We start from the raw sequence: 20,402 nt of genomic DNA on the forward strand, positions 1-20,402 counted from the left end.
TCTGTTAGTTTCGGGCAAAATGAGATCAAAGCCCGGACTGAACACTTGGTTGGAGAGCTCGATGCGTTGGAAATTACTGCCCTTACGACTGCTTTCATTCGTCACCCTTTGCGCTGCGGGCACGGCTTACGCCAACACCCAAGTGACGGTGACCGACAAAGACGGCAAACCCCTCGCAAATGCGGTAATTTTCCTCGAGTCTCCCGCCGCGAAGGCCGCAGCCAAGCCGCTGTCCGGCGTCGAAATCATTCAAATTGCGAAACAGTTTTCCCCACAAATCGCCGTGGTGACACCCAATACCTCGGTCCTGTTCCCCAACAAAGACACGGTCCGGCACCACGTCTATTCATTCTCTCCGGCCAAAAAATTTGAATTGAAGCTGTATTCCGGCGTTCCGGCAGCTCCAGTGGTGTTTGACAAACCCGGAGTAGCCGTGCTGGGCTGCAACATCCACGACAACATGGTGGCGTGGGTGTTGATCGTTGAAACCCCGTATTTCGGTGTCACCGACGGCAGGGGCCGTCTGACCCTGGATGCCCCAGCCGGAAATTACCAGCTCAAAGCGTGGCACTCCACCGTTTTGCCGGGTGCCCCATTGAGCGAGCAGCCGGTCAAAATAACGCCGGGTAATGACACTCTCAGTGTCAAAGTCGCGGGGAGCACGGCTTGAAGTTGTTTCGTTTCATGCGCAGATTCGGGGTGGGCACCAAGTTCGTGTCCATGTCGATCGCTATTCTTTTGGTGATTCAGTCGGCTTCCTATCTGATCACCGAGCGCAACATTGATGAAATTGTCCGTCAGCAGGTCAAAGAAGAGCTGATCACGGTCGATGCCAATTGGTGGGCCTTGATGGAGCAGCGGGCAGCCAGTTTGCGCCAGAGCGCTTTGGTGCTCGCCAGCGATTTTGGCTTTCGCGATGCGGTGCTGAGTGGCGATACAGAGACCGTCCGCTCGGTGTTGGACAACAGCGCTGGTCGCGTTGGTGCTGCCTTCGCGGCCCTGCTGACCGTGGACCACAAGCTACAAGCATCGAGTATCGATGCGTTCACCGAAGCCGGTTTGGTCGGGTTCTTCCAGCAAACCGCAAGCCGACTGGCCTCCGGCGGTGACGGCTATGCGCTCATCGATTTTGACGATAAGCTGCTGGTTACTGTTATGGTGCCCCTGAACGCCCCGGTCCAGGTGGGCTGGGTGATGATGGCGTTCCCCATTACCCGCGAGCAGGTGGAAGAGTTGGTCAAAGTGAGCCGGGCTGATTTAGCCATCATTGGCCCGACCGGCGGCGTGACCGTCAGCAGTTTGCCTTCGGGGACTTACCCGGCACTGCTGAATCTCAAAGACGGCGGCAACGCTGTTCTCGACGGCCGCGAATACGTGGTGCGCAAATCGAGCGACCGCAGCCACTCTTTGGGGCTCGAGGTCTATATGCTGCGCCCGATTGATGTGTTTGTGGAGCCGTTTGCCCGGGTAGAGCAGGCACTGCTCGCACTCGCCGCGATCGCCTTGGTGCTCTTTACCGCGGGCAGCTTCATCTTGGCACGGCGCATCACCATTCCCCTGCGGTCGCTCGCCAAAGCGTCAGATCAGCTGAGCGCAGGGTATTACTCTATGGCCTTGCCTGCGATGCGGCACCGGGATGAGATCGGCGATCTTTCGCGCGCGTTCAACCACATGCGGACCAGCATCCAGAGCCAACAAGACGAAATCCGCGCGCTGGCCTTTTGGGACCGTCTGACCGGCTTGCCCAATCGTGTTCAGTTCCGCGATTCAATTTCAGCTGCCATCAAGCGCAACACCCAAGAGTCAGGGACCAGCCAACCCGTGACCATCGTGATGCTGAACCTGGACCGCTTCAAGTTCGTGAACAACGTGCTGGGTTACGCCTTCGGCGACCAACTGTTGATTGCGGTGGCCGAGCGATTAATCAGTATCCCCGGCGTCGTGCGTGAAAACATCGCCCGGGTCGGTGGCGATGAGTTCGCCATCGTGCTCGAGGGCGTGGATTCCGCCGGTGCGCTGCCGTTTGCCAAACAAGTAGCGCAAGCGTTTGAAGCCCCGATGAAGATGCAAGACCAGACGGTCGACATCAGCGCGGGTATCGGCATTGCCAGCTGGCCGAGTGATGCGGGAGATGTAGACCGCCTACTGAGCCGCGCCGTGATTGCCATGTATGTCGCGAAAAACAAATCGACCGGGATCCAGATTTACCACGCGGCCCTCGACTCCTCCAGCCCTGAAACGCTCTCGATGCTCTCGGAGCTGCGCCACGCCGTAGAAAACAACGAGTTGCGTGTCTACCTTCAGCCCAAACTCCATATAGCCAGCGGCACCGTCTCGTCTGCAGAGGCCTTGGTGCGTTGGCAGCACCCTGTGCGCGGCCTGGTGCCGCCGATGCAGTTCATCCCTTTTGCCGAGCAAACGGGCTATATCCGGCAAATGACCTTGTGGATGTTTGAAGAAGTAGCCCGCAATATGCAGCTGCTGAACGCTGGCGGCGGGCCCTTGTGTGTGTCGGTGAACTTGTCGACCCGTGACTTGCTGGACCAGGATTTCCCTGACAAGCTCGAAGACCTGATGCGTAAGCACGGTGTGGCCACAGAATCGTTCTGCCTAGAGATCACCGAAAGTGCCATCATGGACGACCCGGACCGGGCCGAGGCAACGCTCAATCGCCTTTCGCAGCGCGGCTTCAAGTTGTCGATTGATGATTTCGGTACCGGTTACTCTTCACTGGCTTACCTGAAGCGCTTGCCAGTCAATGAGCTCAAAATTGACAAATCTTTTGTCATGGGCATGGACGGCGACGAGAGCGACAGCCTGATCGTGAAGTCGACCATCGAACTCGCCCACAACCTCGGCAAAACCGTGGTGGCCGAAGGGGTGGAGAACCAGGTGATCACCGACAAGCTGCGTGCTTTGTCGTGCGACGAAGCCCAGGGCTACCACTTGAGCAGACCGCTGCCGTTGGAGCAGTTCAACGCCTGGCGCTTGAAGTTCTCTGAAACCGCCGCGGTCCAGACCGCGCCGACCTTTCAGATATAGACGGTGGACTCTGCCCAGCGCTGTGCATGGGCGGCGGCGAGCGTATAGGTTTGCATTTGCACTGCGACCGTCTGCTCCAAGTCATGGCCGTAGCCACCACCCATGGTGATCACTACAGGCAGCCTCCGGTCCAAGCACCAATCCAGCACTCTTTGGTCCCGGGCGTGCAGGCCGGCTGCAGTGAGTTTGAGCCGCCCTAGACGGTCCCCCTCATGCGGGTCAGCGCCTGCGAGAAAAAACACAAAATCGGCGGAGAAGCGCTGCTCCAACTCTTGCAGGGCGTGATCCAGAGTGCTCAGGTATTCATCATCGGTGCAGCCGTCGGGCAACCCGATATCGAGGTCACTGGCTTCCTTGCGGAAGGGGAAGTTTTTTTCGCCGTGCAGTGAGAGGGTGAACACCGTGTCATCACCTTGAAATACGCTCGCGGTGCCGTTGCCTTGGTGCACATCCAAATCAATAACCGCCACTTGCAAAGGACTGCGGCGACTGCCATCCTGGTTGCGGCTGCGGCCCCATTCCGCTTGCATGACCCGTGCGGCCACGGCAAGGTCATTGAACACGCAAAAGCCGCCGCCTTTGTGGGCATAGGCGTGGTGGGTGCCGCCCGCAAGGTTCGCAGCAACGCCCGCCACGAGGGCGGAGCGGGCAGCAGCCACCGTCGCACCAACTGAGCGTAGAGCCCGCTCGGCCATCGCCGGGCTCCAGGGAAAACCGATTTCACGGAGCACCGCAGGTTCAGCCGTGCCTTGCAAGATGGAGTCAATATAGGCTGGCGTGTGCACCAGCGCCAACTCGCCCTCCGTGGCGGCCGGTGCCTCGTGCAGGGCAATAGCGGGGAGCTCCGCCGCGATCCGGTCGCGCAACATGCGGTACTTGGCCATCGGGAAGCGGTGACCGTCCGGCAAGGGCAAAACAAACTGGTCCGAGTAGTAGGCAAGCATGTCCGGATTGTGGCAAATCCGCGCTTTTCGCCCTGCTGTGGGGCCTTGATTTACACCGGTGCCGATAGCGGCCCAAAAAAATGAGAAAATACTGGTTTTCTCACCAACCTCAACAGGATCGCCACATGGGCAACAAAATCTTTACTGAAGCAGACCGCAAAGCTACTCCCGCTCCCCAGCCACTGCCCGGCTTCACCCTGCCTACCGGCGGCCGTGGCCAGCGCGTGAGCTTGGAGCGTGGTGTTGCTACCCGTAGCAAGAAGAACCCAGGCAAGCGTCACCGCTAAGCCCTGCAACCGCTGCCGGCCGATGGCCAGCAGACTTGCCGAACAAAAGGCCCTGTTTCAGGGCCTTTTGTTTTGGTGAATCGCATCAAAGGCTCAATGCACTACCGGGGCTACGCCCAAGCGCCACAGGCTGGTAACTTCCCGGCTGCGTGCCGGGTGAAGCGCATCCACTGGCGCCTGGCTTTTGGCGTGGACCGGTTTGGCGTCGCTGCGGCCGAGTACCACCAAGCCAGCAGCCGCTATAGCGTCCGTCAACATGGTGGGACTGCGTAGCCCCAAGCGCTCGGCCAGATCCGACAGAATCAGCCACCCCTCGCCACCGGGCAACAGGTGGCCCGGCAAGCCTGCCAAGAATGCCAGCAGCATCCGGCTGTTTTCGTCGTAGACCGCATATTCCACCGGTGCACTCGGCCTGGCAGGAAGCCACGGGGGGTTGCACATCACCAGGTTGGCGCGCCCCTCCGGAAACATATCGGTTTGCTGCAATTCAATCGAAGCAGCCACCCCCAGTCGGGCGAAGTTGTCGCCGGCGCAGGCCATGGCTCGACCGTCTTGATCGGTAGCCACCACTTGGGCCACCTGGCGGCGAACCAGCACCGCCGACAGCACGCCGGAGCCGGTACCGATGTCAAAAGCCCGGTAGGGGACGCTCTCCTGCACTCCTGCTGCGTCTTGCGCAGGCAAGGGCTGCGCGGCCACTAAGTCGATGTACTCCCCGCGGACCGGCGAAAAAACGCCGTAGTGCGGGTGGATTCTGTTGCCGGGTGCGGGGCCCAGAGCGGCAATCTCCACGCCATTTTTGCGCCATTCGCTGGCACTGCGCATCGCCAGAACATCCCGCAGCGAGGCCACGCTGGCTTGCGCCGGCTCGACCACCGGTCCCCAAGCTTCTGTGCAGGCAAGGCGCGAGTCGGGCGCGCGGCGCAGCGTGATGTCGTAATTGCCATCTAATGGCACGAGCACCATGGCCAGGATCCGGGCCCGCTGCGCTTGGGCTTGGCGGTGCAAATGAAAAACCTGGGGATCCATCGGGCCGTCTGTAGGTGCTGCACCCGGGCCTTTTACCCCCCGGCTTTTGCGTTTGGGCGGGGTGTCAATGCGGCGTTGCAGGGCCTGTAGCAGTTGCCGCGCGTTGTGGAAGTCGCCCCGCCACAGCAGGGCTGTACCGCCACAGGCCATCTGGTAGGCCGCGTCAGCAGTCCAAGTGTCGTCCGCCAGCACCACTTTCGCAGGCGGCGCCGCACCGCGCTCAGAGCGCCAGACGGCGGAGCAGGCTTGGCTCTCTTCGGTCCAATGGAGATACTGGGTGGGGGCGCGGGCGGGCAGGGTGCCGACGCTGGGGGTAATCGGCTGCATCGGTTTGCTCGCTGAGAAGGGGGGACGCGGAAAGGGAAGGGGGCGGGGCTAGTTTGTACCCCATAAAACCACCGGAGCCAACGGCCTACTGCAAATGGGCGTATTTTTTGAGGATCGCGTCGCACACGCCGTTGCTCTGGATGATCTTCAAGCCGGCATTGAACTGGTCGCGCACTGCAGCATCTTTGAACACGGCTTTGCGCGGGTTGAGCGGGAAAATGGGGTGAATCGAGAGCGGCTTGCTGCGGTCGAGCTTGGGGTCCAGGTCGCGCAGAAGGTGGTGCAGGATGCGCTTGTCACCCACCACTACATCCACCCGCCCGGCGAACAACAAGTTGTTTTGGGTGATTTGTTGGGGGTACTCGGTGTACCGGGTGTGGCTGCCCGCGACCCGCTTGAACCGCTCGCCCAACAAAAAACTGGCATTTTGAAAAGCTGCCACCGAATAACCGGCCAGGTCTTCTATTTGTTTGATCGGGAACCGATTGGAGGCCAAAGTGATAGCCACGTTTTGATTGGAGATGTAAACCTCTGAAAAGAAGCCGTCGCCGCCAATGCCTTCATCCACTGTCAAAAGCACGTCGAGCTGGCCAGCGCGGTAGACCATGAGCGCTCTGGACGGCGGAAACTGCTGCGCCTGCATGTTGAGCCCCACGGCCTGAAATGCCTGGCGGGCGATCTCCACCTCGAGGCCGGCCTGCCCACCGTCCATCACATAAGGCGGCTTGTTCAGGCCCATTCCCACCGTGAGCGGCTGCGCCCATGCCGCGCCACAAAAGGCGGCAAACAGGCTGGCACCTAGCAGGAAAGAGAGAACACGCGGCATCGGCAAAGTGTAGATCCTCTCTGTGGCACACTCGCGCCCTTGATTGAATTCCATCACCGGTTTTGACCGGCTTTTTCGCAATGCAGAAAATCATCGCGCAAATTGCGCAAGAAATCCGGGTACGCCCCCAGCAGGTCGAGGCCGCCGTGGCCTTGTTGGATGGCGGCGCCACCGTGCCCTTCATCGCCCGCTACCGCAAAGAAGTGACGGACGGGCTGGACGATATTCAGCTACGCGAGCTGGAAGCCCGCCTGAGCTACCTGCGCGAACTGCGCGACCGCAAAGAAGCGGTGGTCAAAAGCATTGACGAACAAGGCAAGCTCACGCCCGCCCTGTTGGCTGCCATTGACGCGGCTGCGACCAAGCAGGAAGTAGAGGACATTTATCTGCCCTTTAAGCCGAAGCGCCGCACCAAGGGCATGATTGCCCGCGAAGCCGGCATTGAGCCGCTGGCGGACAAGCTGTATGCCAACCCGCAGTTGGTGCCCATGGACGAGGCACAGGCCTTTGTACTCAAGGAAAAGACCGAGGCCGGCGACGACTTCACCACCGTGCTGGCGGTGCTGGACGGCGTGCGCGACATCTTGAGCGAGCGCTGGGCCGAAGACCCGGTGCTGGTGCAAGACCTGCGCGAGTGGCTCTGGCAAGAGGGCCTGTTCCGCTCCAAACTGATGGACGGCAAGGACGAAAACAACGTCGACGTGTCCAAGTTCCGCGATTACTTTGACTACGACGAGCCCATCGGCCGCGTGCCCAGCCACCGTGCGCTGGCGGTGTTCCGGGGCCGCTCACTGGATATTCTGGATGCCAAGCTGGTGTTGCCCGAGCCGGTTTCTACATCAAATGTGGCTGTAGCGCCCGCGGCATCTGCGCAAGCAGCTACTAATTCTGTAGCAAAGCGGCCTGCAGCGGTGGTGTCATTGGCAGAAGGGCGCCTGGCGCTCAAGCTGGGTTGGAGGCATCAGGGCCGCCCCGGTGACGATTTGATCCGCAAGTGCGTGGCCTGGACTTGGAAAGTCAAGCTCAACCTGTCCACCGAACGCGACCTGTTTGCCCGCCTGCGGGAAGACGCCGAAAAGGTGGCCATCAAGGTGTTTGCTGACAACCTGCGCGACCTGTTGCTGGCAGCCCCCGCCGGCCCGCGCGTGGTGATGGGCCTGGACCCTGGCATCCGGACCGGTGTGAAAGTGGCGGTGGTCGATGCCACGGGCAAGCTGGTGGAAACCGCCACCGTATTCCCCCACGAGCCCCGCAAGGACTGGGAAGGCTCGCTACACACCCTGGGCAAGCTGTGCGCCAAACACAGCGTGAACCTGATTGCCATCGGCAACGGTACCGCCAGCCGCGAGACGGACAAGCTGGCCGCGGACCTGATCAAGCTTTTGGCCAAGATGGCTGACCAAGCCGGCGCGCCTGAGATCAAGGTCGACAAGGTCGTAGTGAGCGAGGCAGGCGCTTCGGTGTACTCCGCCAGCGAATATGCATCGCAAGAGATGCCTGACGTGGACGTGAGCCTGCGCGGCGCAGCCTCGATTGCCCGCCGCCTGCAAGACCCGCTGGCTGAACTGGTGAAGATCGACCCCAAGAGCATCGGGGTGGGGCAGTACCAGCACGACGTGAACCAAAGCGAACTCGCCAAAACACTGGACGCGGTGGTGGAAGACTGCGTGAACTCGGTGGGCGTGGACCTGAATACGGCCTCTGTGCCGTTGCTGTCCCGTGTATCCGGCCTTTCAGGCACCGTGGCCAAGGCCGTGGTGCGCTGGCGTGAGTCCAACGGCGCCTTCGGTAGCCGCCAAGACTTGATGAAGGTGACCGGTTTGGGTGCCAAAACCTTTGAGCAAAGCGCAGGCTTTTTGCGCATCCGCGGTGGCAGCAACCCGCTGGACATGACTGGCGTGCACCCCGAAACCTACCCGGTGGTGGAGCAAATCATGTCTAAAACCGGCAAGCCGGTGGCCGAGATCATGGGCCGGGCCGACATGCTCAAGACGCTCAAGCCTGAGCTGTTCGCCAACGAGCAATTCGGCGTGATCACTGTCAAAGACATCTTCACCGAGCTGGAAAAGCCCGGCCGCGACCCGCGCCCGGACTTCAAGGTGGCGCGCTTCAACGACGGCGTGGAAGACATTGCCGACCTGAAGGAAGGCATGATTCTGGAAGGCACCGTGAGCAACGTGGCCCAGTTCGGCGCCTTCATCGACCTGGGCGTGCACCAGGATGGTCTGGTGCATGTAAGCCAGCTGGCGCACAAGTTTGTGAACGATGCACGCGAGGTCGTCAAAACCGGCGACATCGTCAAAGTGCAGGTGGTGGAAGTGGATGTGGCCCGCAAGCGCATCGGCCTTACTATGAAAATAGGAGCTGCTCCCGCAGGTGCCAAGGGCGCTGGAGGCCAAAGAGCCGGTGATAACCGCTACCAGGGCCCCGCCCGTGGCGAGCGCCAGGTGGGTCGCTACCAAGACAGCGCCCCGGCTGCCGGCAACGCCATGGCAGCGGCATTCGCCAAGCTCAAGCGCTAAGCACCATCCACGCCCACCACTGGCTGGGTGGGCGGGTGCTTGTTCAACGCAGGGCCAGCGGCCGGGCTTGACCCCAGCCCGTGGCTGCCCCTTCGCCGACCTGAAACACGGCCACCGACTCCACCAGCGCATTGGCCTGCTCGTTGAGCGTGGCAGCAGCTGCGGCCATTTCTTCGACCAGCGCGGCGTTTTGCTGGGTGGTCTGGTCAATTTGCGACACCGCGCTGCCGATCTGGCTGATGCCGGTGCTCTGCTCGCGGGTCGCGCTGCTGATGGTGGCAATCAGATCCGCGACCCGATTGACCTCGACGACGATGCCCGTCATGGCGGTGCCGGCGGAGTGCACCAAGGTGGTTCCAGCCTCGACCCGTTGAACACTGGCTTCGATCAAGGTTTTGATTTCTTTGGCGGCCTGCGCGCTGCGCTGGGCCAGGGTGCGCACCTCGGTCGCCACCACTGCAAAGCCGCGCCCTTGCTCGCCGGCACGGGCTGCTTCCACGGCGGCATTGAGCGCCAGAATGTTGGTCTGAAACGCAATGCCGTCAATCACGCTGATGATGTCTCCGATGCGGCGTGAGCTGCTGGAAATGTCTTCCATGGTGCTCACCACTTGCGAGACCACTGTGCCGCCATGCTCTGCCGCAGCACGTGCGCTGGTCGCCAAGCGGGTGGCTTGTAGGGCGGTTTCTGAGCTTTGCTGCACATTGACCGTCATCTCCTCCATCGAGGCGGCGCTTTGCTGGATGCTGTGGGCCTGTTGCTCGGTGCGCTGCGAAAGGTCGTTGTTCCCGCTGGCAATCTCCCGCGATCCTGCTTCGATCGAGGTGGCCGAGCTGCGCACGCCCGACACAATGCCGGCTAGCGCGATTTGCATCTCGCCCAGAGAGGCGAGCACGCTGTTGTGGGGCGCGTTGGCACTGCCATCCACGGGGCCCAAATTGCCCGAGGCCACACGCCGCGCTGCAGCACTGAGTTGGGCCGGATCTGCGCCCAGCGAGCGCATCAAGCTACGGTGAATCAGTGTGGCCAAGAGAATCGCAATCACCACGGAGGCAATGGAGCCCGCCACCAACATCAACCGGTTGGTGCGGAATTTTTCGCCCGAGCGTTTGATCTCGTTGCCGCCGGCCGCTGCGATCAGCTTGGAATACTCGCTGGTGGAGCTGATCAGCTGTTTGAGCAAGGGCTGGCATTGCTCATTCATCTGCAGAATGGCCGCTTCTTTTTGGCCCGAGACCGCCTTCGCCACGATGGCAAGGGCCACCGGCCCGTATTGCTGCTCGAGTTTGTCGATTTTGTCGAGCAGGGCGCGCTCGTCAGCACCCACGCCTTGCGCCTTGGCCACCGTGCTCTTGAGCAGTGCCAGGCGCTCTTGCACCCGGTCGTGGGCGACTTGCACCGCGAGGGACTCTGCCTTGATGTCTTCCGGGCCATTCAAAATAATGAGGTTGCGTGCCGAGATGGCCCGGGCGCTCGCGGCGGCCCGGATATCACGGGCCAGGCTGCCACGGCTGAATTCATCACTGACAAAGCCATCAAAGTCTTGCTGCGCCTGGCTCAGGCTCTGAATGGCAATCAGCGACACCCCCACGAGGATGGTGACCAGAATAGAAAAGGCAATGAACAGCTTTTTTCCAACCGACTGTTGATGAAAATTCATGAAAATAGTCCCTGATAACGCAAAAAATCAAATGGCCCACGTTGGTTACGCAGCAACAGCGGCATTGGATTCAGTTAAAACACGTTGTCAGTGAACGAATAAAGCAAAAGGCGGCGGCTCCACAGCCCCCTGTGATAATTGGCCGTTGGATAGACCATTTTGCGGAGCTTGCCTACATGATTCTCAGTGCCTTGCTGGAACAGCAGTTTCACCTGCCCAGCATTCCGAAAGTGGTGGCGCTGCTGCTGAGCGAGCTGGGCCAACCCGAGGCGGACCTGCACAAAATCAACCGCCTGATCAGCACTGACCCTGCGCTGACCAGCCGGCTGCTCCAGCTGGCCAATTCGAGCTTTTTTCAGCAGTCGGGCAAGATCAGCACGGTCTCTGAGGCCCTTGCGCTGCTGGATTTGAGCCACGTCCGGATGATGGCGCAAGCCGCCGCCGAGGTGGCGTCGCCCAAAGCGGTGCCAGGCATCCAGCTGCCGCAGTTCTGGGACTACAGCCTCAACGTAGCCAAGGTGTCGCGCTCGCTGGCCACCTTGGTCCGGCTCAACGCCCAGGCGGCGTTTACCACCGGGCTGATCCATGCGGTGGGCGAGCTCGCCATGCACCTGGCGATGCCCGATGTGTGCGCCATGCTGGACAACGAAATCGCCCCCTTGGCCATGAACCGCGCCTTTGTAGAGCGCACTGTGCTGGGCTACTGCTATGCCAGCGTGGGCGCCGGCTATGCGCGGATGTGGCAGTTTCCCAAACCGATGGTGGATGCCATTGAGCACCAATACGCCCCGTTTGACAACAATGTTTACGAGCCTCTGGCCGGCGTGATTCACCTCGCCGCCTGGCGGGCACGCGCCAAGGAGGCGGGCTTGAGCGAAAAAGGGCTGGCCGTGACCTACCCGGATGCCGTCGGCATTGCGCTGGGCCTGAACATCGACATGGTGCTGCAACAAGACCCGTTTGACTGGGCAGCCCACACCTGAACCGGATATGAAAGCACTTCACATCTATGCGGGCCCGACGGCCCGCGCGTCATTGGCCGCGCACGGCTTGCAACCAGAACACATCCGCACCATTCCCGGCGCTGCCGGCGGGCCCAAAGGGCTGATCCTTGGCCCGATGGACCGCTTTTTGTTTGGGGATTGGCTACAGCGATCCAACCAGCCGGTGGATCTGGTGGGCGCCTCCATCGGAGCGTGGCGCATGGCGACTGCCTGCCTGAATGACCCGGTGTCTGCCTTTCAGCGCTTGGAGCACGACTACATCCACCAGCATTACGAGCTTGCGCCCGGACAAAAGCGGGTCAGCGCAGACCAGGTGAGCGAAACCTTCGGGCGCAACCTGCTCGCTTTTTATGGAGGCCGCGTCCCCGAGGTGCTGAGCCACCCAAGGTACCGGCTGCACATCGTGACCTCCCGCGGCAGGCACATGCTGGGCACCGAGCATGGCCTGCGCACCCCGCTGGGTTATTTGGGCGCCTTTTTAACGAACACCGTGAAACGCAAGGCCATGGGTGCCTGGCTGGAGCGGGTGGTGTTTTCAAGCGGCAGGGCAGGCGAGGGCCCGGCGCCCCTGCCATTTGCGACCCAGGACTACCGCACACGGCGCGTGCTCTTGAGCGAGACCAACTTCAACCCTGCGCTGCAGGCCAGCTGCTCGATTCCGTTTGTTTTGCGGGCCATCCAAGATATCCCCGGCGCACCCAAAGGCGCGTATTGGGATGGTGGCATCACTGATTACCACCTGCACCTCAACTACCCAGGGGCGGAGCTTGCTACATATTCAGGAGCTAATCCCGCAATGAATACGGGGGCTACCGGTACTTTTGACCCTAAAGGCTTGGTGCTGTACCCGCATTTCCAGCAAAGTGTGGTGCCGGGTTGGTTGGACAAAGGGCTGAAATGGCGCCACCGCAGCACGCCGTTTCTGGACACCATGGTCTTGCTGGCTCCCAACCCGGATTGGGTGAAAACTTTACCGAACAGCAAACTTCCGGACCGCACAGACTTTACGCACTACGGCAATGATCTGGATGCGCGCGTCAAGGCATGGAATGCCGCGACGGGCGCAAGCCAGCAGATGGTGGACGAGTTCATCGCCTGGCTGGACAAGCCAGACATGAACCAGGTACACCCGCTATGAATCTTCCGCGCTCCGGCTTCCGCACATACTTACTCCCCTTGCTGTGTGCGGCCCTCTGGGCCAGCGCCACGCCAAGCCATGCGGACAATGTGCTGGATCGGATCAAACAGCGCATCATGGAGCGGCGGGACAACGGAGACCGGCGCGGCGCCGAAGAGTCACTCGAGGCCCCGGACGGCGGCACTCCCAGCGAAGCGCGGTTCAGGGTCTTGCGCGACGTGCCTTATGGCAGCGACGCCCTGCAAAAAATGGATGTCTATCTGCCCGACACCCAGGCGGGGGGCCCGGCACCGGTGATTTTCATGGTGCACGGGGGGGCCTGGCGCACCGGCGACAAGCGCAATGGCAATGTGGTGGACAACAAAGCCCATCGCTGGCTTGCCAAGGGTTTGGTATTCGTCTCGATCAACAACCGCCTGCTGCCCGAGGCCGATCCTCTCGACCAGGTGCGCGATGTCGCGCAAGCCTTGTCAGTGGCGCAAAACCAGGCGCGTAGCTGGGGTGCAGACCCCAAGCAATTTGTGCTCATGGGTCATTCGGCCGGGGCCCATCTGGTGGCTTTGCTGTCGGCGTCGTCTGTGTATGGGCCTCAAGCAGGTGCCCAAGGCTGGCTCGGTTCGGTGCTGCTCGACAGTGCGGCGCTCGATGTGGCCGGCATCATGAAAGCGCGGCACTACAAGCTGTATGACCCGGCGTTTGGCACCGATCCAGATTTCTGGCGTGCGGTATCGCCACTGCACCAGCTGCAGGGCGCTGCCAAACCGATGCTGGCGGTGTGCTCCACCCGCAGGGGCGACTCTTGTGCCCAGGCCCAGGCATTCAGCCAACAGGCCCTCGTCATGGGGGTAAAGGTGCAGGTCTCCGGCCAGGACCTCAGCCATGGCGAGATCAACAAGAACCTCGGGCTGGCCGGCAACTACACCGACACGGTAGAGGGTTTTCTGGCCACGCTGAGCCCGGCGCTCTCCAGCCGATTGCGCTAGAGCACGGCTTTCGCCGTGCGGCGCGCCGTAGCCCACGGCACCACCGCATCCGCCGGCATGGGCTTGGCAATGCCATACCCCTGGCCCATTTCGCAGCCCAAGGACAACAACTTTTCTGCTTGCTGATCGGTCTCTACGCCTTCGGCAATCACCGCGCGGTCGAACGCACGGGCCAGACCGACGATCGCGCTCACCAAGGTGCTGTCCTCCGGGTCGGTCAGAATGCCGTCGACAAACATGCGGTCAATTTTGATGGTCTCCGCCGGCAGTCGTTTCAGGTATGACAAAGACGAAAAGCCGGTCCCGAAGTCGTCAAGCGAAAAGCTCACGCCCAAGGCCTGACACTCCTGCATCATGTGGCGCATGTATTGAATGTCCTGAAGCGCAGCGGACTCCAAGATCTCGAGCTCCAGCAGCCCGGCGGGGACGGAGGGGTAGTCCAACAGCAGGGATCGCAGCGAGTCCACGAAATCCGGCCGGTGGAAATGGCGCGCGGCAATATTCACGCTGACTTTCCAGGCGTGCCCCTGTTGTACCCACTGCTGCAATTGCCGCATGGCCTGCGAGAGCACCCAGTTGCCGGTGTCGACGATCAGGTCGGTCTCTTCAATCAAAGGCAGGAAGGCTTGCGGGCCCACCAAGCCGTCCTCCGGATGCTGCCAGCGGAGCAAGGCCTCGAAACCGATGATGTCGCCGCTGCGCAAATACACCTTGGGCTGGTAGTGCAAGCGGAATTCTTCGGACTGCAGGGCCTCGCCGATCCGGGCCATGCGGGTGTGGGTGGTTTGAACCTGCTGGTCTTGCAAGGCATCGAACAAATGGAGGTTGCCTCTGCCTGCCTGCTTGGCTTGGTACATGGCCTGATCGGCGTGTCGTAGCAGGGTATCGGGGCTCGCGTTGTCCATCGGGTATACCGCAATGCCGGCACTCGCCGTGCAGCTCACAGTGACATCGTCAATGGCAAAGGGCTGGGCGAGAGCCCCCAGCAACTCGCGCACGCGTGCAAACAACCGGGGCCCCTGTGCACTTTCGTGAAACAGCACCACAAACTCATCGCCACCCAGCCTTGCGATGTCGGATTCGTCTTTGACAAAGCGCCGCAGGCGCAGACCGACTTCTTTGAGCAGACGGTCGCCGATTCGCTGCCCCTCGGATTCATTGATCGCCTGAAAATGGTCCAGATCCAGCAGGCAAAGCGCCAGGCTCTGCCCGGATTCGCGGGCCTGAAACAGCGCGTGGGTGAGCCGCTCACCCAGTGCGGTGCGGTTGTTCAATCCGGTGAGGGGGTCGTGGCGTGCTTGCCATGAAATTTCATTCTTCAGCGCGTTGGTTTCGGTGACATCACGGAACACCAGCACGCAACCGGACACCTCGCCCCCCGAATAACGGATCGGAGAGGCCGTGAATTCGATGGCGTAGCGCTCGCCGGAGCGATGCACCAGAAGCTGATTCAAGGCGTGGACCGGCGATTGCACCAGGTGCAACTGATTCACCTGGAGCCCCTCTGGCAGTGGTTGAGAGGTGGGGTCCCGGCGAAAAACGGATGCTAGTGGCAGCCCCACAGCCTGCACCAACTGGTGGCCTGTCAGGTACTGGGCCGCCTCGTTCATGGTTTCAATGCGCCCGGCGGCATTGGTCGTGATGACACCGTCTGCGATCGACGAGAGCGTGACTACTGCGCGCTCTTTCTCGGCCAACAGCGCTGCTTGGGCGTTCTTGCGGTCGGTAATGTCTACCAGTGCGCCGATGGTGCCAGCCTGGGTACCGTCCCGGAGGGTGAACGGCGCCTTGTAGTAGCCCATGTCACGGACCTGGTGTTCATCGACCAGGATCTGGATCTCGTGATCCTCCCGCGGTTTACCGAACTTTTGATACTGGTTGGTCCCGCGGGGAAAGTTGGCGAAATCGCTGAGCAAGCGGCCGCCCACCACCGCGCCGGAAGGGTGGTTGAAAAACTCTTCCCAGGCTTTGTTGACCCCAAGACAGGTGCCGTCCTGATCTCTTAAAAAAACAGGAAGTGGCAGCGCATTGATGAATTGATGTGTGAAGTGAACCTGCTCATGGTGATCTGTTTTGCTCTGGCGCAAGGAGTGCACCAAGGACTCGATTTCTGCCGCCATGGCATTAAAGGTCTGGGCCACCGCGCGCATTTCGGAAGTGCCGGTTTCCACCATCCGCACCCCCAACTCCCCGGAACGCAGCGTGTCGGTAGCGAAACTTAAACGCTCCAGCAAGCGGGAATTGACCCTTAAGAGCAGCGACAACAAGGTGAACACCGTCACGATGATCAACAGAGACACCGGGATCTGCCGCATCACAGTGACCCAGCTCTTTTGCAGGGTGGTGTCGCCTCGCATCCGGACCGTCAAGCGGGCCTTGCTGCCTTGAGGGGAGAGGGCCTCGAACTCTTGTTGCAACGGCGCAAGGTTGGCGAGCTCAGCAAACCAGCGGGGGACTTGGGCGCTCGACGTACCGGACCTGTCGCTGGTGTAGCTGCGACCGTCAAACTCCCATTGAAGGGACTGCACACCGCGATGCCTGCCCAGTTCCTCGTCCAAGGAGTCTTGGATCTCGGTGCCATGGGAGACTAGGCTTTTGCGCAGCAGATTGTCTGGAACATACGCACCCAGCAGCTCCAGTTGCAAGGCCCGGTCTTCCGTGGCCTCGGCAACAATGTCTTTGATGAGCAAGTGATACCGCGTCAGGCTCACAGCGACCATGATCACCAGAATCGCGAAGTAGAGCAGGGGATAGCTTCCGCGGAAAAAAGGTAGTCGTTGTGTGGCTCTCTGTTTTACCTGGGGCATAGCGACGGCGGAATGGAGCGCTGCAGCGCGGATGATGAAGGCGCTGCGCAGTGTATAGCGCTATCTGACCCCGGATAGCGCTCACGAGGGTAAAGATAGCCTACATCGCCTTGGCCAGCATGGCCCTGTAGTCCTCCTCATTGGCCAAGCGTGGATTGGTCTTGTGACAGTGGTCCGCCATGGCGCCCGCGATGATTTTGTCGAACAGATCTTCGGTGACGCCCATGGCGGCGAGACCCGAGGGCAGGCCTAGTCGGGCGCTCATGTCTTTGACAGCGTCTCCGATATCAGCAGCGGAGTTCAAACCCATGGCATGGGCCATGCGCTGCAGGCGCTTGTCTGCTTTCACAGAATCAGCTTCTGCGTTGAATGCAATGACCGCCGGCAAAAACATGGCGTTGAGGGTGCCATGGTGCAAGCGCGGATCCACGCCGCCCAGACTGTGGCTGAGCGAATGCACACAACCCAGACCTTTCTGAAACGCCATGGCGCCTTGCATGCTGGCACTCATCAGTTGGCGGCGCGCCTCGATATCCGTGCCATCGGTAGTGGCGCGTTCGATATGGGCCCATGCCCGCTCCAAGCCGTCGAGGGCGATGCCGTCCGCCGGCGGATTAAAAGCGGCAGACATAAAGGTCTCCATGCAGTGTGCCACCGCGTCCATGCCGGTTGCAGCGGTCAGACGCGCTGGCAAGCCCAGGGTCAGCTCCGGGTCGCAGATGGCCGACTTGGGCACCAGGTACCAGCTATGGAAACCAAGCTTGCGATGGTCATCCACAATGATGATGGCACCCCGCGCCACTTCACTGCCGGTGCCGCTGGTGGTCGGTACCGCGATCAGGGGAGCGACTTTGTCGGTGATGCGGGCAGAGCCGCCCTCGATGGTGGCGTAGTGGGTTAGCGGCCCTTCATGGGTCGCCGCGATGGCAACGCCTTTGGCGCAGTCAATGGCGGAGCCGCCGCCCACCGCAATCAAACCATCACAGCCTCGTGCCCGGTAAAGCGCAGCGGCCGACCGCACTGCGGCTTCGGTGGGGTTGGAAGGGGTCTGGTCAAAGACGGCTGCGGGCATGTCCCCCAAGGCATTCAAGGCCCGCTGCAAGATACCGGCGGCCTTGACGCCCGCATCTGTCACGATCAACGGGCGGCTGATGCCGACGCGCTCGCACTCACTGCGCAGCAGGCGCAGTGCGCCACATTCAAACTGGATCTGGGTCAGGTATTGAATCAAAGCCATGGTGTCGCCGTGTAGGATTGAACAGGTTTCCAATGTACCCAATTCACTACGTTCCATGAGTCCCCATTTTGACCGCCACGCCAACCCGCGTGCCTTGCTCACTCCGGCCACGCTGAAGGTGGTGGACAGTATTGCCCGGGCAGGGCACGTGCCCATGCATGCACTCTCAGCAACCCAAGCCAAAGCGGCTTATGCGGCAGCGGCCAATGTGCTGGAGTTGCCGGTACAAAAGCTCGCGCGGGTCGAAGACTTTTCAATCCCGGCGCGCGATGGATACGCGATTCCTGCCCGCCACTACGCACCGGATCACACGGCTTTGCCGGTGCTGCTGTATCTGCATGGTGGTGGCTTTACCGTGGGGAGCCTCGCCACCCACGACGGCCTTTGCCGCCGCTTGGCCCACCTGGCAGGTTGCGCCGTGGTCGCCCTCGACTACCGGTTGGCCCCGGAGTACAAATTCCCGACAGCGCATGAGGACAGCTGGGATGCCCTGCAATGGCTCACCCGCCATGGTGCCGAACGCGGGTTGAATGGCCAGCGCATGGCCATTGGCGGGGACAGTGCCGGAGGCACTTTGTCTGCCGCATGCGCCATTGAAGCGCGGGATCAGGGCTTGCCTTTGGCCTTGCAGTTGCTTTTTTATCCAGGTTGTGCCGGTCACCAAAACACGCCGTCACACCGCCGCTATGCCAAAGGCTTTGTTCTCGACGAGACCAATATCACTTACTTTTTCGATCACTACATACGCACACCAGCTGACCGGGATGACTGGCGCTTTGCCCCGCTGGACGGCGTGCGCCCGGACGGACTGGAAGCCGATCTTGCCGGTACGGCGCCTGCATGGATAGGGCTTGCCGAATGCGACCCCTTGGTAGACGAGGGGGTGCAGTATGCCGACCGCCTGCGCATGGCGGGTGTGCCGGTAGATCTGGAAATTTACCGGGGCGTTGTCCACGAGTTCATCAAAATGGGCCGCGCCATCCCGGAGGCGGCCCACGCGCATGCCGATGCCGCCCGCGCGCTGCGCGCGGCACTCCACACCACTACCTGAGGCTGACATCATGAATTCTTCGCTCCAAGACTTCAGGTTCTTGCACCCGCTACGGGTGCGATGGTCGGAGGTGGATATGCAAAAGATCGTATTCAACGCGCATTACCTGATGTACCTCGACACCGCCATGGGTGCCTATTGGCGTGTATTGGCGCTCCCTTACGGCGACACGATGGCGTCGTTGGAGGGTGATTTGTTCGTCAAAAAAGCCACCTTGGAATACCACGCTCCGGCGCTCTATGACGAGTTGCTGCAAGTGGGGCTCCGGCTGGAGTCCATCGGCAATAGTTCACTGCGGTATGCAGGTGCGGTGTTTCACAACGGCGCACTACTCGTCAGCGCTGAGCTGATTTATGTGTTCGCTGATCCCGAAAGCCGCACGTCCCGCCAAGTTCCCACAGTACTAAGAAAGGTTCTCACGGATTTCGAAGCGGGCACGCCCATGATCGAGACGATTACAGGGTCTTGGCAGGCTCTGGGCGAAAGCATCACGCCCTTGCGAAATAGCGTGTTTGTGAACGAACAAAAGATATCGCCCACTCTGGTCTATGACGACGCCGATGAATCGGCGATACACGCGGCCGTGGTCAATGGTTTAGGGCGAGTGGTTTCCAGCGGACGGCTTCTGGTGCACGCACCCGGAACCGGCCGCATCGGCCGGATGGCCACAGACCCGGCCTTGCGCGGCCAGGGTTTGGCACGAGAAGTACTTCACGCCTTGATGAACGCATCCAAGCAGCGCGGGGATAGAGCCATCGTGCTGCACGCCCAAACAAGCGCAGCCGGGTTCTATCGAAAAGAAGGGTTTGAGCCCGTAGGGCCAGAATTCAAAGAGGCGGGCATTGCCCACCAAGAGATGGAAATTCGCTGGCCCTGAAGAGCGGCCGCCGGGCTTAAGTTAAAAGCCTAACGAGGCCAGCAAGTCATCCACATCATCTTGCTTGAGTGCGTTGTCCGCAGTTTGCGGCCCCTCGAGCACATGGTCGTCTACGGACACGGTGCCTTCGGTTGCAGCAGCCTTTGTGCTCACCACAGCCTCCGGGCTACTGTCGATCAGGAGCTGGACCAATTGCATTTCGGTCCGGGTGATGATGTCGATCACCTTTTTGATCACCTGGCCCGACAGATCCTGGAAATCCTGGGCCATCATGATGTCACTCAAGACCTCGGCCTGCTTGGATGAAAACTGCGCCGTGGAGTGGGCAAACTTTCCGCAAGTCACTAAAAGGCCCTTGGCTTTCTCATCGCTGTAGTCCGCACTCTGCGCCAAGCGCGTGAGCGCAGCACCCAGTTCGTCGCCGCGTTTCGCCAAGTCATCGCAAGCGGGCTTGGCTTCTTCGACCAGGTTCAACACCTTGTTGGCCGCGTCTTCGGTCATCTTGCCCACATAGGCCAAGCGATCGCGGGCGTTCGGAATTTCTTCGACGATGTTATGGAGTTGGTTCGCGCCCAATACCGAGAGTGCTTCGTGCATTTCACGGGTGATAGAACCCAATCGGGCAAAAGCTTCTTCTTTGCTAAGCGGTGTAGACATAAGCGGTCGTA

16 protein-coding genes are annotated in these 20,402 nt (G+C 60.9%); 9 read left to right on the forward strand and 7 right to left on the reverse strand.

The genetic code is table 11. The features are described 5' to 3' along the window. Positions 1 to 61 precede the first annotated feature (61 nt). Both RAE21_RS06185 and RAE21_RS06190 read left to right on the forward strand, forming a co-directional pair. Positions 62 to 670 (forward strand): methylamine utilization protein, encoded by a 609-nt coding sequence (locus RAE21_RS06185; RefSeq protein ID WP_313880610.1) that lies wholly within the window; start codon positions 62 to 64, stop codon positions 668 to 670. After that, positions 667 to 3,042, forward strand: coding sequence for a putative bifunctional diguanylate cyclase/phosphodiesterase (locus RAE21_RS06190; RefSeq protein WP_313880611.1), 2,376 nt, complete (start codon positions 667 to 669; stop codon positions 3,040 to 3,042). Before RAE21_RS06185 ends, RAE21_RS06190 begins: the two co-directional genes overlap by 4 nt. Here RAE21_RS06190 and RAE21_RS06195 read toward each other — a convergent pair. Continuing rightward, the gene (locus RAE21_RS06195) at positions 3,033 to 3,986 is read right to left on the reverse strand and encodes a histone deacetylase family protein (protein ID WP_313880612.1); all 954 of its coding nucleotides are present in this window, start codon (positions 3,984 to 3,986) and stop codon (positions 3,033 to 3,035) included. The genes RAE21_RS06190 and RAE21_RS06195 overlap by 10 nt on opposite strands. Positions 3,987 to 4,111: 125 nt before the next feature. Between RAE21_RS06195 and RAE21_RS06200 the strand changes: the two genes are divergently transcribed. Then, entirely contained in the window at positions 4,112 to 4,273 is a 162-nt protein-coding gene (locus RAE21_RS06200) for a hypothetical protein (RefSeq protein ID WP_313880613.1), read from the forward strand. Between the two features lie 93 nt (positions 4,274 to 4,366). Here the strand turns inward: RAE21_RS06200 and RAE21_RS06205 are convergent, their stop codons facing one another. After that, entirely contained in the window at positions 4,367 to 5,629 is a 1,263-nt protein-coding gene (locus RAE21_RS06205) for a methyltransferase (protein WP_313880614.1), read from the reverse strand. An 85-nt stretch (positions 5,630 to 5,714) separates the two neighbouring features. Further along, on the reverse strand, positions 5,715 to 6,455 hold the full coding sequence (locus RAE21_RS06210; RefSeq protein WP_313880615.1) for a substrate-binding periplasmic protein: 741 nt from the start codon (positions 6,453 to 6,455) through the stop codon (positions 5,715 to 5,717). Positions 6,456 to 6,535: 80 nt separating this feature from the next. Here RAE21_RS06210 and RAE21_RS06215 point away from each other — a divergent pair, with 80 nt between their 5' ends. Next, complete coding sequence (locus RAE21_RS06215) at positions 6,536 to 8,977, forward strand: Tex family protein (protein ID WP_313880616.1); 2,442 nt, start codon at positions 6,536 to 6,538, stop codon at positions 8,975 to 8,977. A 43-nt stretch (positions 8,978 to 9,020) separates the two neighbouring features. Here RAE21_RS06215 and RAE21_RS06220 read toward each other — a convergent pair whose 3' ends face one another. After that, positions 9,021 to 10,637, reverse strand: coding sequence for a methyl-accepting chemotaxis protein (locus RAE21_RS06220; protein ID WP_313880617.1), 1,617 nt, complete (start codon positions 10,635 to 10,637; stop codon positions 9,021 to 9,023). Between the two features lie 176 nt (positions 10,638 to 10,813). Between RAE21_RS06220 and RAE21_RS06225 the strand changes: the two genes are divergently transcribed. From RAE21_RS06225 to RAE21_RS06235, 3 genes are read left to right on the forward strand one after another with little or no spacing between them, the layout of a single operon-like run. Continuing rightward, positions 10,814 to 11,620, forward strand: coding sequence for an HDOD domain-containing protein (locus RAE21_RS06225; protein WP_313880618.1), 807 nt, complete (start codon positions 10,814 to 10,816; stop codon positions 11,618 to 11,620). Positions 11,621 to 11,627: 7 nt separating this feature from the next. Then, positions 11,628 to 12,779: a phospholipase gene (locus tag RAE21_RS06230; protein WP_313880619.1), complete on the forward strand. Its 1,152-nt coding sequence runs from the start codon at positions 11,628 to 11,630 to the stop codon at positions 12,777 to 12,779. Continuing rightward, positions 12,776 to 13,762 carry an alpha/beta hydrolase gene (locus RAE21_RS06235; protein ID WP_313880620.1) on the forward strand — a complete coding sequence of 329 codons (987 nt, stop codon included), beginning with the start codon at positions 12,776 to 12,778 and terminating at the stop codon, positions 13,760 to 13,762. Before RAE21_RS06230 ends, RAE21_RS06235 begins: the two co-directional genes overlap by 4 nt. Here RAE21_RS06235 and RAE21_RS06240 read toward each other — a convergent pair. Both RAE21_RS06240 and RAE21_RS06245 read right to left on the reverse strand, forming a co-directional pair. Then, positions 13,759 to 16,482, reverse strand: coding sequence for an EAL domain-containing protein (locus tag RAE21_RS06240; RefSeq protein ID WP_313880621.1), 2,724 nt, complete (start codon positions 16,480 to 16,482; stop codon positions 13,759 to 13,761). The genes RAE21_RS06235 and RAE21_RS06240 overlap by 4 nt on opposite strands. Positions 16,483 to 16,669: 187 nt before the next feature. After that, the gene (locus RAE21_RS06245; protein ID WP_313880622.1) at positions 16,670 to 17,806 is read right to left on the reverse strand and encodes an iron-containing alcohol dehydrogenase; all 1,137 of its coding nucleotides are present in this window, start codon (positions 17,804 to 17,806) and stop codon (positions 16,670 to 16,672) included. Between the two features lie 55 nt (positions 17,807 to 17,861). Between RAE21_RS06245 and RAE21_RS06250 the strand changes: the two genes are divergently transcribed. Both RAE21_RS06250 and RAE21_RS06255 read left to right on the forward strand, forming a co-directional pair. Beyond that, entirely contained in the window at positions 17,862 to 18,857 is a 996-nt protein-coding gene (locus RAE21_RS06250) for an alpha/beta hydrolase (RefSeq protein ID WP_313880623.1), read from the forward strand. Positions 18,858 to 18,867: 10 nt separating this feature from the next. Then, positions 18,868 to 19,734, forward strand: a complete 867-nt coding sequence (locus RAE21_RS06255; RefSeq protein WP_313880624.1) for a YbgC/FadM family acyl-CoA thioesterase — start codon at positions 18,868 to 18,870, stop codon at positions 19,732 to 19,734. A gap of 21 nt (positions 19,735 to 19,755) precedes the next feature. Here RAE21_RS06255 and RAE21_RS06260 read toward each other — a convergent pair whose 3' ends face one another. Continuing rightward, complete coding sequence (locus RAE21_RS06260) at positions 19,756 to 20,391, reverse strand: protein phosphatase CheZ (protein ID WP_313873024.1); 636 nt, start codon at positions 20,389 to 20,391, stop codon at positions 19,756 to 19,758. Between the last annotated feature and the right edge of the window lie 11 nt (positions 20,392 to 20,402).

The organism is Rhodoferax potami, assembly GCF_032193765.1.
Taxonomy (GTDB): domain Bacteria; phylum Pseudomonadota; class Gammaproteobacteria; order Burkholderiales; family Burkholderiaceae_C; genus Allorhodoferax; species Allorhodoferax potami.